Raw genomic sequence first — 14420 nt, 5'->3', positions numbered from 1 at the left:
TGTCTCCACCGTTGCATGTTTGGAATCATTCCAACAAGCTGCGTATCGTTTGAGTATTTCACACGGATGACGGGAGGAGTGGCTTTAAATATGAGTTTATGGGAACAGAAACCGTTGTTTTTCCCTCATTGCGGGAGAAGGATGCGGGTGAGCAGGAGGTCTTCGAAATGGCCAAAGCGGAAGGCGATCTCCGTTCCCTCAAGCCAGTTACCGGTAAGGTCGGCGGTCAGGCGAAGCGACCCCGAGCCATCCGCGTCGTAAGCGGATAATTCGGCCGCTTCGAAAAAGAAAAGCCGTTTCACCGTCGGATAAAGCGCCTTGAACAGGCTCTCCTTGGCCGAAAAAATGAGCCCGGTCATGAAGGGATCGACAATGTTTCCAAGGCTGTGAAGCTCACGCGCCGTCAAGGCCTGCGAGGCAATATCACGGGCTTCTTCTTCGCTCAGGCGTTTCTCGATATCGATACCGATGCCGAGAAACCTGCCGCTGGAGCCGGCAAGGGCAATTGCCCGATCACTGCTATGAGAAATCGCGCCGACCACACCTTCGGGCCAGATCGGCGCGCGGTCCTCTCCCATTCCGGGAAATGATGCGTGGCCGGTAAGGCGGCGTATGGCTTCCGCCGCGCATCTGCGTCCCGCCAGAAACTCCGCCTTGCGTCTCGGCACCGCCCGCAGCAGCTGTGCGGGCAGGGCAGGGGCGATGCTGCCACCGGTTTCGTCGTCGGGGCTGTAACGAAGGGTGAGGCAATGGCAATCGCTGCTGTCATCCGGCCACGGCCAGACGGCTTCCGGCTGGTTGCCAGAAACAGTCTCGTTATGCAATGCTGGCATGATCGCCATATCTGTCCCTCACTACGCCGACGAGATCAGGCCGCGAGCGTTGCGCCGCCATCAACCACGATCTGCTGCATCGTCACGTGGCCAGCCTGATCGGAGGCGAGAAACAGCACCGTATCGGCTATATCATCCGGTCTTGCAATCTTGCCAAGCGGAATGCCGAGCTTGAACTGCTCCGGCAGCCCGGCGACGAGTCGTTCCTTGCCGGTGGGATCGCTCAGCATGCCGGCCAGCATCGGCGTATCGGTAGAGCCGGGCGAGACCACGTTGCAGCGCACGCCATAGGGCGCAAGCTCTAGGGCGGCGCAATGGCTGAGGCTAACCAGCGCCGCCTTGGAAGCGCAATAAGCCATCATGCCGATGCGCGGCACCACGGCTGCATTGGAGCCGACATTGACGATCGCGCCACGCCGCTGCCGTTTGAAGGCGCCACTCCATTGCCGCAGCAGATGGAACGGGCCTGCGGCATTGACATCCATGCAGGCTTTCCAGTCCTCCGGCGTCAGGCTTTCGCTGTCGCCAAGCCGCAAAATGCCTGCGGCGTTGACGAGGATATCAAGACCGCCCCATTCGCTTTCGATTGCCTTGCATACTCCCTCCACCGCCGCGGCGTCGGTGATATCGAGGGCAATCTGGCGGAAGGGTGCTTCCTCTGTGCCGGCCAGAAGGTCGAGGCCGATGACTTCGGCCCCTTCCTCGATGAAACGTTCGGCGATGCGGCGGCCGATGCCCTGGGCCGTGCCCGTCACCAGCACACGCCGCCCGGTAAATCTCTGTTGCGTCATCTTGTCTGTCCGCTCAGGCTGCAAGCCGCTTTTCGTCGATCAGTGTCCACCAGGCGGAAAGTGTGGGCACACGCGCAAGCTCATCGAAGCCGACGGTGACGCCGCGTTCCTTCAGTTCGCCGGCGAGTTTCATGACCTGCAGGGAATCCAGCCCGTAAAAGATCAGGTTCTCGTCGGGGTCGATATCGCTTTCGTCCTCCACAAGCTGCAGGACACGGGCTTTCAGCCATTCGCGGGTGTCGGCAGTCTCTCCGGCGCCGACGAGGCTTGCGGTGTCGATCACCACGCCGCAGCGTGTCGCCACATATTGCAGCGCCATGCGGTGCTCGGCCTCGGAAAAATCGGCGACGCCGTCACCGATCATGAAGGGCTGGATATCCTTCATGAAAGCTTCCACCGCCGTCATCATGCAGCCGATATGGGCGTAAACGCCGCCGACAATGATCTGGTCGCGGCCCCAGCCCTTCATGCGTTCGGCAAGATCGGAACGCTGGAAGGCGCTGTAGCGCCATTTGGTCAGCACCACGTCATCAGGTGTCGGGGCAAGCTTATCCACCACCTTCTGCAGTTCCGGGTCCACGACGGTGAGGCCCGGTCCCCACATGTCGTTCAGCAGCGCCCGGTCGCCGGGCGGCTGGTCGTGCGGCTGGGCCGTGTAGATGACCGGTACGCCGTTCTGAACCGCCCATGCCTTCACCTTCGCGAGATTGTCGATGAGGGTCGTCATCAGTTTGCCGTCGGCCTCGTAGAACCGCAGGAAATAACGCTGCATGTCGTGGATGAGGAGCACGGCGCGCTTGGCATCGGGCTGCCATTTTGTCTTGTTGGCCGGAAAGCTGGCGGCAACCGGCATCGGATAATCGGAAATAGTGGGGATCGTCATGAAGACCTCGGTGGTTTGGCGCGCCGGGCGGCGCATAGTGATTTGGGGCGCCCTGTCGAGCGTCCCTTTCGATAAGAGCGCGTGTCAGGCACTGACGGCGACAGGGGGCGCCGCGAGCAGGTCGCGCAGGTGTTTCTTGTCGATCTTGCCGACGGCGGTAAGCGGCATGGCGTCGATGAAACGTACCCGGTCCGGCAGCTTGTAATCCGCAACCCCGAGGGCGGCGAGATGCTGGCGGATGGCCGGCGCTTTCAGCGCGGGATTGCGCGAGACGACGAAGACGCAGCTTTTCTCACCGAGAAGTTCGTCCTGCATCGCCACCAGTGCGGCATGCGTCACATCAGGATGCCGCAGGATCAGGTTTTCCACCTCTTCCGAGGCAACCTTTTCGCCGCCGCGGTTGATCTGGTCCTTCACCCGGCCGACGACCCGCAGATACCCTTCGGGTGTGCGCTGCACCACATCGCCGGAGTAATAAAAGCCCTGTTTGTCGAAGACCCGGGCGCTGTGTTCTGGCGCGTGGTAATAGCCCCGGAACGTATAGGGGCCGCGGGTTGCCAGCATGCCGGCCTCGCCCTCGGGCACATCATTGCCATCTTCGTCGACAATGCGGATTTCGTCATCCGGGCTAATCGGCCGCCCCTGAGTGGTGAAGACGAGATGATCGGGATCACCAGCGCGGGTATAGTTCACCAGACCTTCGGCCATGCCGAAGACCTGCTGCAGCGCGCAACCCAGCACCTCCGGCACCTGGCGGGCCAGCGCTTCGGCGAAGCTTGCGCCACCAACCTGCAACAGCCTGAGGGATTTCAGCCTTTGGCGATGTGCGGGTGCTGCCTGCAACCACAACGCCACGGCCGGCGGTACCAGCGGTACCATGTCGATGCCGTGTTTTTCGATGAGATCGAAGCAGGCAAGCGGTTCCGGATTGGCGGCCATGACCACCGTGCCGCCGGCGTGGAACACGCCCAGCGCACCGGGCGAACTCATTGGGTAATTATGAGCCACCGGAATGGCGCAAAGAAAACGGGTTTGCGGCGAGAGTTCGCAAATCTCCGCGCTGGCCCGGGCGCTGTAATCGTAATCGTTATGCGTCCGGGGGATCAGTTTCGGCGTTCCGGTGCTGCCGCCGGAGAGCTGGAACAGCGCCACCTCGTCTGCCGCCGAAGGGGCGTAGGCCGGCGGATTTTCCGCAGGCGCGGCAAGCATCTGTTCAAGGCTGCGTTGCTGCTCCGTCGCGCCCAGCAACAGGGTCAGGGAAAGCTGCGGAGAGGAAGCCTTAAGCCCGTCCAGAAACGCGTCATTGGCGAAAAGCTCATGGCTGCGCGAGGCAATCACCAGTTTGGGCGCGATCTGTTCCGCATAGGAGGTCATTTCCAGCCGGCGGTGGCTGAAGAGCGCGTTGACGGGTGCCGCGCCGATTTTGATCAGTGCAAAAAAGACGAGATAAAACTCGGCGATGTTAGGCAATTGCACCAGCGCCGTGTCGCCCTTGCCGATGCCTGCCGCCGCAAGATGGCCTGCGAGATTGGAGGATTGCCGGTCGAGTTCGGCATAGGTGAAGCGGCGCTCACCGCAGATCAGCGCCGTCGCATCCGGCTGGCGCTGCACCTGTTCGGTGAGGATGCTGCTCAATGGCCTGTCGATCCAATAGCCGCGCTCGCGGTATAGGAGCGCCAGGTCGTCGGGCCAGCGTTCAAATTCGATTGTCATGGTTTGTCCCCGGGGAAAGTTCGGTCGCGCTCAGGCGGAAAGACCGCAGGCATTCAGCATGGTTCTGAGCTTGGTCTGCACCTCGGCCCATTCGGATTCGGGTTCCGAGGCCTCCACGATGCCGGCGCCGGCGAAAAGCCGCACGGTCTGGTGCTGCACGGTGCCGCAGCGGATCGTCACTACCCATTCGCCATCGCACTGCGCATCCGTCCAGCCCACCATGCCGGTGAACAGGCCACGCTCGAAGGGTTCGACGAAACGGATGAGGCGATGGGCGCGCTCGGTCGGGAAACCGCAAACGGCCGGTGTCGGGTGCAGCAGGCACGCCAGTTGCAGCGCGTTGGTTTCCGGGTCGGCTAGGCGGCCTTCGATGCGCGTCGAAAGGTGCCAGAGCGCGGCCGTATTGATGAGGGAGGGTTTTTCCGGAACGTCGAGTTCCGCGCAGCATGGCGAAAGCAGCGAGCGGATATCCTCGATGACCAGACTATGCTCGTAGTGGTCCTTTTCCGACGCCGAAAGCCGGTCCGCATTGGCCTTGTCCGCCACCGGGTCGGTCATGCGTTTCGCAGATCCGGCCAGGGGGTTCGAGATGATCTTCTCACCCTGCTTGCGGATGAGCAGTTCCGGGCTGACGCCGATCAGGTCGCCGCCCTCCGGAAGCGGAATACGGAACTGGTAACCCTCGCGATTCTGCTTGGCGAGGCTGGCCAGCAATCTCTCGACATTGACCTCGGAGGCGAAGGTCAGTTCACGCATGACGGAAAGCACCGCCTTGCGCACTTCGGAATGGCGGAAATTGAGAATGGCATGCTCGACGGCATGTTTGAAACCGGCCTCGTCCGGCAGGCTGTTTTGGCCGACAAGCGCCGGCATGGCCGAATCAGTGGCGACCGGAACCGCGTCGCGCGGACTCCACTTATGGTTGTTTGGGATGTAAAGGCATGACGGTTCGCTGACATCGAAGGGGATTGCGCCAATCGCGATCGGATTGTCCTGTCCAGCCCGGCGTGCCCGTTCGAAAGCGCCCTTAATCGCCTGCTGTAAAGGGCTTGCCATGTCTTCGCCACCGCGGGCTGGAAGCGTTATCCTTTCGCGAATTCCTTCGGCCCGCAACTGCCCAGTGCCGGAGGTAAACAAAAATTCTCTATTAAAATCAGTAATTTCGTCGGATTCGACGTCATTCGTCCTGAGTGCTCCCGTTTTCATGGGATGCCTCCTGTTCGAGTGGTTGACGATGGCTTATACTTGATTATGATAATCATGTTTTGTCAATCGGTGCAAACTCACATGCGAAATTTAACCCCGATGCAGGTGGCCTATTGGGTCGGTCGAGAGGCGGATGGGATACTCGGAAAAGTTACGCCCCATCTTTACCTCGAGTTCGACGGGCAAGGATTTGTCGCGGAAAAACTGGCCATTGCGGTCGAAAAGCTTTGCCGGCGTCACCCCATGCTGAGCCTCAGGATCGATGCGGAAGGGCGCCAATCCGTCGACCCTTTCGGCCGGCCACTCCGCCTTGATGTCGAAGACCTGACCGCCCTCGATTCGGAGGCTCTTGCGCACCGGCTCGAGGCAAAACGGCGGGACTGGAGCCATCGGCAGACCGATCTGTGCACCGCATCCCCGGCGGCGATCTCGCTCAGCCTGCTGCCGCAGGGACGCAGCCGGTTGCATGTGGATACCGACATGCTGGCGGTTGATCCCGCCAGCGTTCGGATCGTGATGGAGGATCTCGCCCGGCTTTACGAAGAGGGCGAAGGCAAAGACGAAACCGCGCTTTCTGAAGAGGTGGCACCATCCTTTTTCGACTGGGTGGAGCGTCTTGCCTCCGATCCGGAGCAGAGGACCCTGCGTGAAAGAGACCGACTGTGGTGGCGACAGCATATTGCGGATATTCCCGATGCGCCGCCGCTGCCATTTTTGCCGGAAGACGCCACCCGTGCCGTTCACACGGATCGCTTCGCCACCATGCTTTCAGCGGCCGAACGAGGCAGTCTGGAGCAGGCGGCGCGGCGTTGCTCGGTGACGACATCGGCGCTGCTGCTCGGTGTTTTCGCCGTGGCACTGTCGCAGGTGACACAGGCGCAAAAGTTCAGGCTGTCCGTGCCGGCTTTCTGGCGCGCGCCGTTGGTGGAAGGGGTCGATGGCATCGTCGGCGAGTTTTCCAATGTGCTGGTACTCGGCGTTGAAATCAGGCCGGATGAAAGCCTCGAATCGCTGCTCCGGCGGCTGTTTAACGAGATGAGCGACGTTCTTGCTCACCAGTCCTATCCGGGCGTCAGCGTCATGCGCGACCTCTCCCGTCTGCGCGGCGGTTTGCAGAACTCACCCGTGGTCTTTACCGCCGGCGTCGATCTGGTGGGCGGGGAATTGTTTTCGGAAAGGGTCGGACGTGTGTTCGGCCCCATGGTCCACACCGTCTCGCAAGGGCCGGGGGTCGCGCTGGATGCGCAGGTCGCGGCGCTCGATGGGGGTCTGCTGATCAACTGGGATGTGCGGCTCGACGCCCTGCCGGAAAGCTGGTTGCGCGCCCTGTTTGAAGCCTACACAGGCCTACTTCGCCAGCTGGCGGATAGACCCGATCTCGTTTCCGAAAGCGTGGAACGATTTGGCGCACAGCAGCCGAAACCGGCAGCCGAGGCGAAAGGAAAATCGATGGAACGTCCTCTCTTACCCTTGCAACAGGCCTATCTTCTTGGTCGTGGCACCCATCTGCCGCTCAGCGGCGTGGCGATGCAGGAGTTTCGTGAATATCGCGGCAGCATCGACCCGTCCCTGCTTCAATCACGTCTCGCCGCCATGGTGGAGCGACATGAGAGCCTGCGCACCCGCATCGATGAGCGACGTCTGGTGCAGGTCGTCAGCGACGAGTTGAAGATCAACCTTGATATTGTTGATCTTTCCGCTTTGTCTTCTACCGAGGCGGAAGCGCGGATGAACGCCGTGCGACGGGATTTTTCCCATGCCCATTTCGATCTCGCCGCTTCTCCCTGGCAGGTTACGGTCTTCCGCCTCCCGGCGCGTGAGGCAACGGCTGACCGTGTCGTGGCTTTTCTGCGTTTCGATGCGCTCATCCTCGATGGCCGTGCGATAGCGAGCCTTGCGGCGGAACTTTTCGATGGCGTCCTGCCGGCGGAGGTTGCCGCTGTGGCCAAAACGCCGAAAGAAGATATGGCGGCGGCCCGTGCCGAAGATGCCACCTATTGGACGGAAAAGCTGAAAACTGCCAAAGTGCCGTCGCAGCTGCCGTGGAAAGCTCCGCTCGAAACCATCGCCGTCTCGCGTTACAGCCGTCAGAGCCTGACCGTTGAAAAACAGCGCTTTGCCGCCTTTTCACGTATCGGTGCGAAAGTACGGCTGTTCAAGAATTCGGCGCTGACGGCGGTGATTCTCGATGTGCTGTCGCGCTGGCTGAATGAGGGCGCCCTCGTTGTCGGCATTCCTGTCGCCCCGCAGGTGGAAGGGGCCTTCGCCAATCGTTCGAGCTTCATTGCAGTCGAATGGAATGCGGCAAAAGGGGACTTTGCCGAGCGGGCCGCGGGGCTGCAGACGGATGTGCTGGAAGGCCTGAATCACCTTGCTTTTTCTGGCATCGACCTCAACCGCGTGCTTCTCAATGCCAATGCGGGCGGGCTCGCTTTGCCGGTGGTCATCACCAACGGCCTGAGCTGGCCGACGCTGTCGCCCGAATCGACCATGCGCTGGAAGGACGGTCTCACGCAGACGCCGCAGGTGGCGCTGGACTTCCGCTTTTCGCAAAATCCGCAGGGTGATCTCGTCCTCGATATCGACTATGCCGAAGAGGCGATCGATGCCGCAATGGTCGGGAATATTCTCGCGGCCATCGAGCGTACGATTGCCGCGATCACGGATAACGGCGCTTACGCTTTCAATACACGGGATATTGTCGACCTGTCCCATTATCGGCTGAACGGCGACGAGCGGAGTTTCGTCTGCCCGCCATTTCTGGAACGGATCGCCGCGCATCTTTTCGAGGGTGACCCGTCGCGCACCGCGCTCGTCAGCGGTAAACGGCGCATCTCTTACGGTGAACTCGGTGAGATGGTGGCCGGTGCGATGGCAGGCCTCAAGGCCCGTAATATAGGTCGAGGAGATGTGGTGGCGGTGTGCCTGCCGCGCAGCCCTGAACATACGGCCATCACGCTCGCCGCGGCACTGACAGGCGCCATCTGGGTGCCTGTTGATGCCGGCTCGCCGGAAGACCGGCTGCGCTATCTGCTGACCAATTGCCGCCCGGCCATCATCGTTGCCCGCAGCGTTCCGCAGAGCTTCGAGGCCGTCGAACCGGAGGTGCTTCTCGCCACGCCCGCACCGGCGGGAACGCCTGTTCCCCTGGCGGAGCTGGGGGCGTTGTCCCGCAGCGAGGAGCCGGCTTATTATCTCTACACGTCAGGCACCACCGGCAAGCCGAAATGCGTCGTGCTTTCCAACCGCGCCACCGCCAATGTCATCGGCAGCACGCTTGCGGAATGGGCGGTGACGGAAAAGGACGTGTTCATTTCGGTCACGCCGCTGCACCACGACATGTCGGTCTTCGATGTTCTCGGCGCGCTGGTCGCAGGCGCGACGCTGGTGCTGCCGGAACCGGGCGAGGAAAAGGATGCGGTGCGCTGGAACGAACTGGTGGCCGAACATGGCGTGACGCTCTGGTGCTCCGTGCCGGCCATCCTTGAAATGCTGCTGTCCTGCCGCCGTGGCGACCAGCTTGCGTCACTCCGGCTCGTGGCGCAGGGCGGCGATTACATCAAGCCCGTCATCATCGAAGAGCTGCGCCGGCTGAAGCCCGATCTGCGGCTGATATCGCTCGGCGGCCCGACTGAAACGACTATCTGGAGCATCTGGCACGAGATCGTTGCGGAGGACGTCGCGGCCATCCCCTATGGCCATCCCCTGCCGGCCAATCGTTATTTCATCCTCAACGATCAGGGCCAGCATTGCCCGGCCGGTGTGGTTGGCCGCATCCATACGGTCGGTGTGAATGTAGCGATCGGTTATCTGGAGGACGGTGCCGTCACCCAGACGGATTTCGTCACGGTGGATGATCCCGAAGGCAAGCCAGTGCGCGCCTTCCGTACCGGTGACCGGGGTCGCTACCGGCCGGATGGCAAGATCATGTTTGCAAGCCGGGTCAATGGCTACGTCAAGGTGCGCGGTGCGCGCGTCTCGCTGCCGGATGTGGAAAACGAACTCATTCGCCATCCCGCCGTCCAGCGGGTGCTGGTGGTGGACTATGGCGTCGAGCAAAAGGGCGAGGCCGCCATTGGCGTGCTTTATGTCACTGCGCCCGGCCTTGAACTCTCCAGCGCTGATCTGCGCAATTTCGCCCGCAACCATCTGCCGGAATCGCATGTGCCTGGCCGGTTCCTCAAGGTTGATGACCTGCCGCTTTCGGCCAATGGCAAGCCGGATCGCCGCCGGGCGCGGGAGTTGCTGATGGCTGCGGTGGGTGGCGCGGAACCGGTAAAAATCTCCGCACCTGCGGCTGCCGCCGTCGATCAGGGCGACCGCCGGGTGCTGGATATCTATCTCGGTGTGCTGGGCAAAAAATCGGCGACGGTGGATGCAGGCAGTGATCTGCTCGCACTTGGCCTCCTGCCATCGCATCTGAAGGCCGTTTCGGCGGAAATCCGCACCGCCTTTGGCGTTGAACTGACGCCGCAGCAGCTTCTGCGGTGCCGCAACGCCAGGCAGGTAACTTCGCTTCTGGCTGCGAAGGCGGCGTGATCCCAACCAATTCGGGCGGCGCCCGGCAACAGGAATAGTTCAAGGAAAAACAGATGGCGCATATCGATCCTGCCGGCGGCTGGCTTCCACTGACCCAGCCGCAACTCGATTTCTGGGAGGAGTTCTCCTTCCATCCCGACGAGCCGGTTTCCACGGTCGCCCATTATATCGATCTTTCGGGGGCGGTGAACGAAAGCGCGCTCCTTCAGGCGATCACCCGCACGGTGCGCGAGTCCGAGGTTCTGTCGATCCGTTTTCGCATCGGTGCGGATGGCGAGACGCCGCAGCAATGCTGCGATGCCGGCCATGCCCCGGTGGTGGCGCTTGTCGATCTCCGTACGGATAAAGCGCCCTTTGAAGAGGCGCTGCGGCGCATGAACGCCGATGTGGAGGCGAGGCTGGACCTCAGAACCGACAGGCTTTCCGCGCAGCTGCTCTACCGCATCGCCGATGATCGTTATCTCTGGTACATCCGCGCCCATCACATCGTCGTGGATGGCTATGGGCTGACGCTGGTGGAGCAGCGTTGCGGCCAGCTTTACGGACATTATTGCGGTAAGGGCGAAGCGGGACCGGATTTCCACCCCTTCGCCAGTTTCCTCTCCGAAGAGGATGCCTACAGGCAAAGCCGGCGTTTCGAAAAGGACCGCGATTTCTGGGCGACCTATCTTTCAGCATCCGCCGATCTGCCCGTGCTGGACAAGGATTGCGAGGATTACGGCGGCGGCGGCCTGCATGCCGATGCGGCCTTGCCACAGGGTTTCAGCATGCGGTTACAGCAGATAGCCGGCCGTCTGGAAATTGGCTGGCCTGATCTTCTGGTATTGCTGTCCGGTCTTTATCTTCACCGGGTTTTGCCCCGTCCGGACCGTGATGTGCTGACCTTGTGGCTGCCTTTCATGAGCCGCTGGGGCAGTGTCGGTGCGCATATGCCGGCCATGCTCGTCAATATCCTGCCCTTTCACCTTACGATCGAGCCACAGGAAAGCGTCGGCGCATTTCTGGCGCGCAATGCCGCCAATCTGCGCCGCCAACGCCTGCATGGCCGTTACCGCATCGAGCAGATTGCTGCCGACCGGGAAATCTCGAAGGGCCGGCGCTTCTTCTTTTCACCGCTCATCAATGTCCTGCCCTTCAGCGCGCCGGTTTTTGCCGGGCTCGGCGTCGCGCGGCACATTCTGGCCAATGGTCCCGGCGATGGATTCAACCTCACCTTCCGTGGCGAAGATGACGGCAGCGACCTGAACCTGCATATCGATGCGGATTCAACGCTGACGCAAGCGGAGGATTTCGCCCGTTACCGCGCGGAACTGCCATTGTTCCTCGATGCCATGCTGCGCGAAGAGGCGCTGACGCTTGTGGCGGCGGAGGCGTCCACGGCGTTCCGTCTGGCGGTCTGAGGGCGATAACGCCTCCCCTATACTCTACGTCATCCTCAGCCTTGTGCCGAGGATCTAATCACGTCCAATAAGTCGAGGCGTTGCAGATGCTCGGGACAGGCCCGAGCATGACGGAGGAGGGCTTTCAGGATTTTGCCAACAAATTGAACCCGGCTCCGCTAAGCGAAGCCGGGTTTTCCTTGCCCCAATTCCAGCTCAGGCGAGCGTTGTCAGCACGCGGTTCGAAGCGCCGGCTTCGGCAAAGCGGCTGAAGACGCCGCTCGTGGTGTTGCGCAGCCGCTCGACGTCCTGTGGGCCGTAGCGGTCCGAACGGTAGCTCATCAGCACGCGAATGGAGCGCTCGCCGCCGATCGTCTCTTCCATCACCTCGAATTGCAGGCCAAGCATGGATTCGTGTTTGTCGGGGTCGATCTGGCGAAACTCCACCGGTTTGCCATCTGGTCCGGCAAGCATGCCATTCAGCTTGTTCCTGGCGTGAATCTGGATGAAGACCTCGAACAGATGGTCGCGGCCCGGCGTCATGCCCAGCGCTTCCTCAACGAGATCGATCGGGATTTCGCTGTGGTCCAGCGAACCGTTGATGGTGTTCTTCACCGAAGAAATCAGCTCGCCAACGGTCATGTTCTCGCCGAAGCGTACGCGATGGGCGACGACCGTGGTGAAATAGCCGATGGTGTCGAAATATCCGCTATCCGTACGGCCCGAAGCCGAGGTGCCGACCACGAGATCGGTCAAGCCACCCAGATGGCGCAGCGATGCGGCGATTGCCGCATAAACTACGTTGAACAGCGAGGCGCTGTTCTGCTTGGCAATGGCGTAAAGCCCGTCGCTGACATGTTTTTCCAGCTTGAACTCGATCCAGCCGCCTGCCGGTGCTTCATCCTGCGATGCCTCCTGCGGGGTGCTATCCTGTCCGTTGAGGGCAAGGCCCTTCGGCGCATCCCGCAACATATCGGTCCAATAGGCAAGGTGGCCGGCATTGACGCCTGAGGCGACCTGTTTTCTGGCAAATTCATGGAAGGGCGCAGGTTTGGTTGCAAAGACCGGCGCCTTGCCGGCCATTCTTGCCCGGTAGGCTTCGGTCAGTTCGTCCATCATCAGGTTCACTGACCATTCGTCCAGGACGATGTGGTGGAAGAGGAAGGACAGCACCTGCCGGCCGGTCTGTGCATCCCGCAGGAAGCGCAGCCGTATCGGCAATTCACGCTCAAGATCGAACCGCCAGCCGGCTTCCGAATGCCGGTCCACGCCCTGGCTTTCTTCGCTGGTCCAGAACCATTTATAGCCGGGCAGGTCATGCATCGGCACGATCTTCTGCAGCACCATGTCGTTTTCGACGTAGAAATGGGTGCGCAGGCCGGGGTGGCGCTCGATGATGTCGAGGAAGGCGCATTCGAAAGCGTTTTCATCGACGGGATCGAGGAAATCGAGTGCGAAGGGGATGTTGAATATCTCGCCGAAACCGAAGGCGGCATAGGCCTTCCAGAGCGACATCTGCGCCAGCGAAAGCGGCGCGGTCAGCGAGCCGGTTTCCGTCGCTTCCGCATGTGCGGGCGCAACAGTTTCGAGGCGGGTCGCCTGTGTGGCGAGCGCGGCGGCGGTTGGATAGCTGAAGAGGTCGTTGAAACGCAGCTCTATGCCGTGATTGGCGAGCAAACGCCCGATGATGCGGGTGGCAATCAGCGAATGACCGCCGAAATCGAAGAAATCGTCGTCCGGTCCCATATCGGGTGAGGCAAGCGCCTCTCGGAATTCGGCAAGGATGGTCGTGGCGGTGGCGTCATCGCCAGGGTGGACGGATAGGCGAGCCGGCTGCTCCGGTGCTGCAGAGGCATTTTGAGGTACGATGCCGGAAAAATCTGCGCCGCCTTCGAGATGGCTGACGAAACGCTCCAGCAGGAAGGCCGTCGCATGCGGCGACATTTCCTTACCGCCCGTCAGTTCGAGACGGATGTCGCCAGCGACTGTCGGGCCGGCGGCGAGGGTGAGGCCAAGACCGGATTGCAGGGAAGGCAGGAGCAGGGGTTCGAACTGGAGGCCATGCTCCGATACGGGCTGAACAGGCGCCGCCAACGCATGCAGTGTGAAGGTGGCGGGCGCGTCATCATTGTCGTTTCGCTGTTCCAGTCCTGCCAGTACGGTTTTTTCAGCCTGTTCGGGCGATTGGTGACGCGAGATCGATATCTGCGATGCAGCCTCCGCTGAAGGTGGCGTAGGGGCATCGTTTTGCAGCCGGAGCGTCACGGTTTCGGGACCGTCGCCTGCCGCGAGGAACAGGGCGAAACGCGCACCGGCACGCGCCAGAAGTGCATTCGTCGCGGTAGAGCTGTTGAGGCCGAGCAGCGTGGCGGGAAGATCGACGCCATGGCTGTGGCTTGCCGGCCTCTCCAGCCTGTTTTGCCGCAACGCCACGACGGCTGAACCGGAGGCCGGGCGCTGCAGCCAGCCGAGTGGAAGCGGGTTGATACCGCCATCTTCGACCTTGCGAGCGGAAAGCGGTTTTGGTGTCTCACCGGCATAGGCGGCGGAAATGCCATCCAGCAGGATTTGCGGCGAGAGGACTTCGCCGAGCAGGCCATGGACCAGGAAGGCCAGCAGGATTTCCCCTTCATTCAACAGCACCACCGCCTGGAAGGACGGGTCGGTTTCGGCGTCGAAGGGCCTTGCCTGAAGGTCGTGCAGAAGGGCGAGGGCTTCCGCTGACGATGGCACCTGCAGCAATTGCACATCGGAGGCGGACAGGGCTTCGATGCTTTTTGAAAGGGCGCTATCCTCTCCGAAGGCAAAGCGTACGCGAAGCTCGGGCCATGCTTCGCCGATCGTCTTCAGCGCTGCGGTCAGGCGCAACAGGTCGCATTCTTCGCCGATGCGGTAGGCGAGAAGATGCCGGAAGACCTGATCGGGGTCCTGAAACTGCTTGAACCAGATCTGCTCTTCATATTGGCTCGGCGGTGCTGCGTCGCCTCTGTCGAAGCTCTCTTCGATGCGACGTGCGAGCATACGCGTATTGTCTGCTGCCATGGTCCTCTCCTTGGACATGTTCTGGGAAATGTTC

General features: G+C 61.4%; 8 protein-coding genes. 2 read left to right on the top strand and 6 right to left on the bottom strand.

From position 1 onward, the window contains the following. Positions 1-125: 125 nt before the first annotated feature. The 5 genes from QSV77_RS20780 to QSV77_RS20760 form a co-directional block, all read right to left on the bottom strand. On the bottom strand, positions 126-842 hold the full coding sequence (locus tag QSV77_RS20780; RefSeq protein ID WP_302734903.1) for a 4'-phosphopantetheinyl transferase: 717 nt from the start codon (positions 840-842) through the stop codon (positions 126-128). Between the two features lie 26 nt (positions 843-868). After that, complete coding sequence (gene dhbA, locus QSV77_RS20775) at positions 869-1624, bottom strand: 2,3-dihydro-2,3-dihydroxybenzoate dehydrogenase (protein WP_142842872.1); 756 nt, start codon at positions 1622-1624, stop codon at positions 869-871. Positions 1625-1637: 13 nt separating this feature from the next. Then, on the bottom strand, positions 1638-2507 hold the full coding sequence (locus tag QSV77_RS20770; RefSeq protein ID WP_271363009.1) for an isochorismatase: 870 nt from the start codon (positions 2505-2507) through the stop codon (positions 1638-1640). 84 nt (positions 2508-2591) lie between these two features. Then, the gene (locus QSV77_RS20765; RefSeq protein WP_302734902.1) at positions 2592-4220 is read right to left on the bottom strand and encodes a (2,3-dihydroxybenzoyl)adenylate synthase; all 1629 of its coding nucleotides are present in this window, start codon (positions 4218-4220) and stop codon (positions 2592-2594) included. Between the two features lie 30 nt (positions 4221-4250). Next, entirely contained in the window at positions 4251-5426 is a 1176-nt protein-coding gene (locus tag QSV77_RS20760) for an isochorismate synthase MenF (protein ID WP_302734901.1), read from the bottom strand. A gap of 81 nt (positions 5427-5507) precedes the next feature. On the opposite strand from QSV77_RS20760, the gene QSV77_RS20755 reads away from it, so the two are divergent. Then, on the top strand, positions 5508-9965 hold the full coding sequence (locus QSV77_RS20755; protein ID WP_368045861.1) for an amino acid adenylation domain-containing protein: 4458 nt from the start codon (positions 5508-5510) through the stop codon (positions 9963-9965). A 53-nt stretch (positions 9966-10018) separates the two neighbouring features. Then, entirely contained in the window at positions 10019-11365 is a 1347-nt protein-coding gene (locus QSV77_RS20750; RefSeq protein WP_302734900.1) for a condensation domain-containing protein, read from the top strand. A gap of 195 nt (positions 11366-11560) precedes the next feature. On the opposite strand, the gene QSV77_RS20745 is transcribed toward QSV77_RS20750, so the two are convergent. Beyond that, positions 11561-14386 carry a condensation domain-containing protein gene (locus QSV77_RS20745; RefSeq protein WP_302734899.1) on the bottom strand — a complete coding sequence of 942 codons (2826 nt, stop codon included), beginning with the start codon at positions 14384-14386 and terminating at the stop codon, positions 11561-11563. Positions 14387-14420: the final 34 nt, after the last annotated feature.

This window comes from Agrobacterium sp. V1 (assembly GCF_030518355.1).
GTDB lineage: Bacteria > Pseudomonadota > Alphaproteobacteria > Rhizobiales > Rhizobiaceae > Agrobacterium > Agrobacterium cucumeris.
This window is presented reverse-complemented; position numbering and strand designations above follow the sequence as displayed.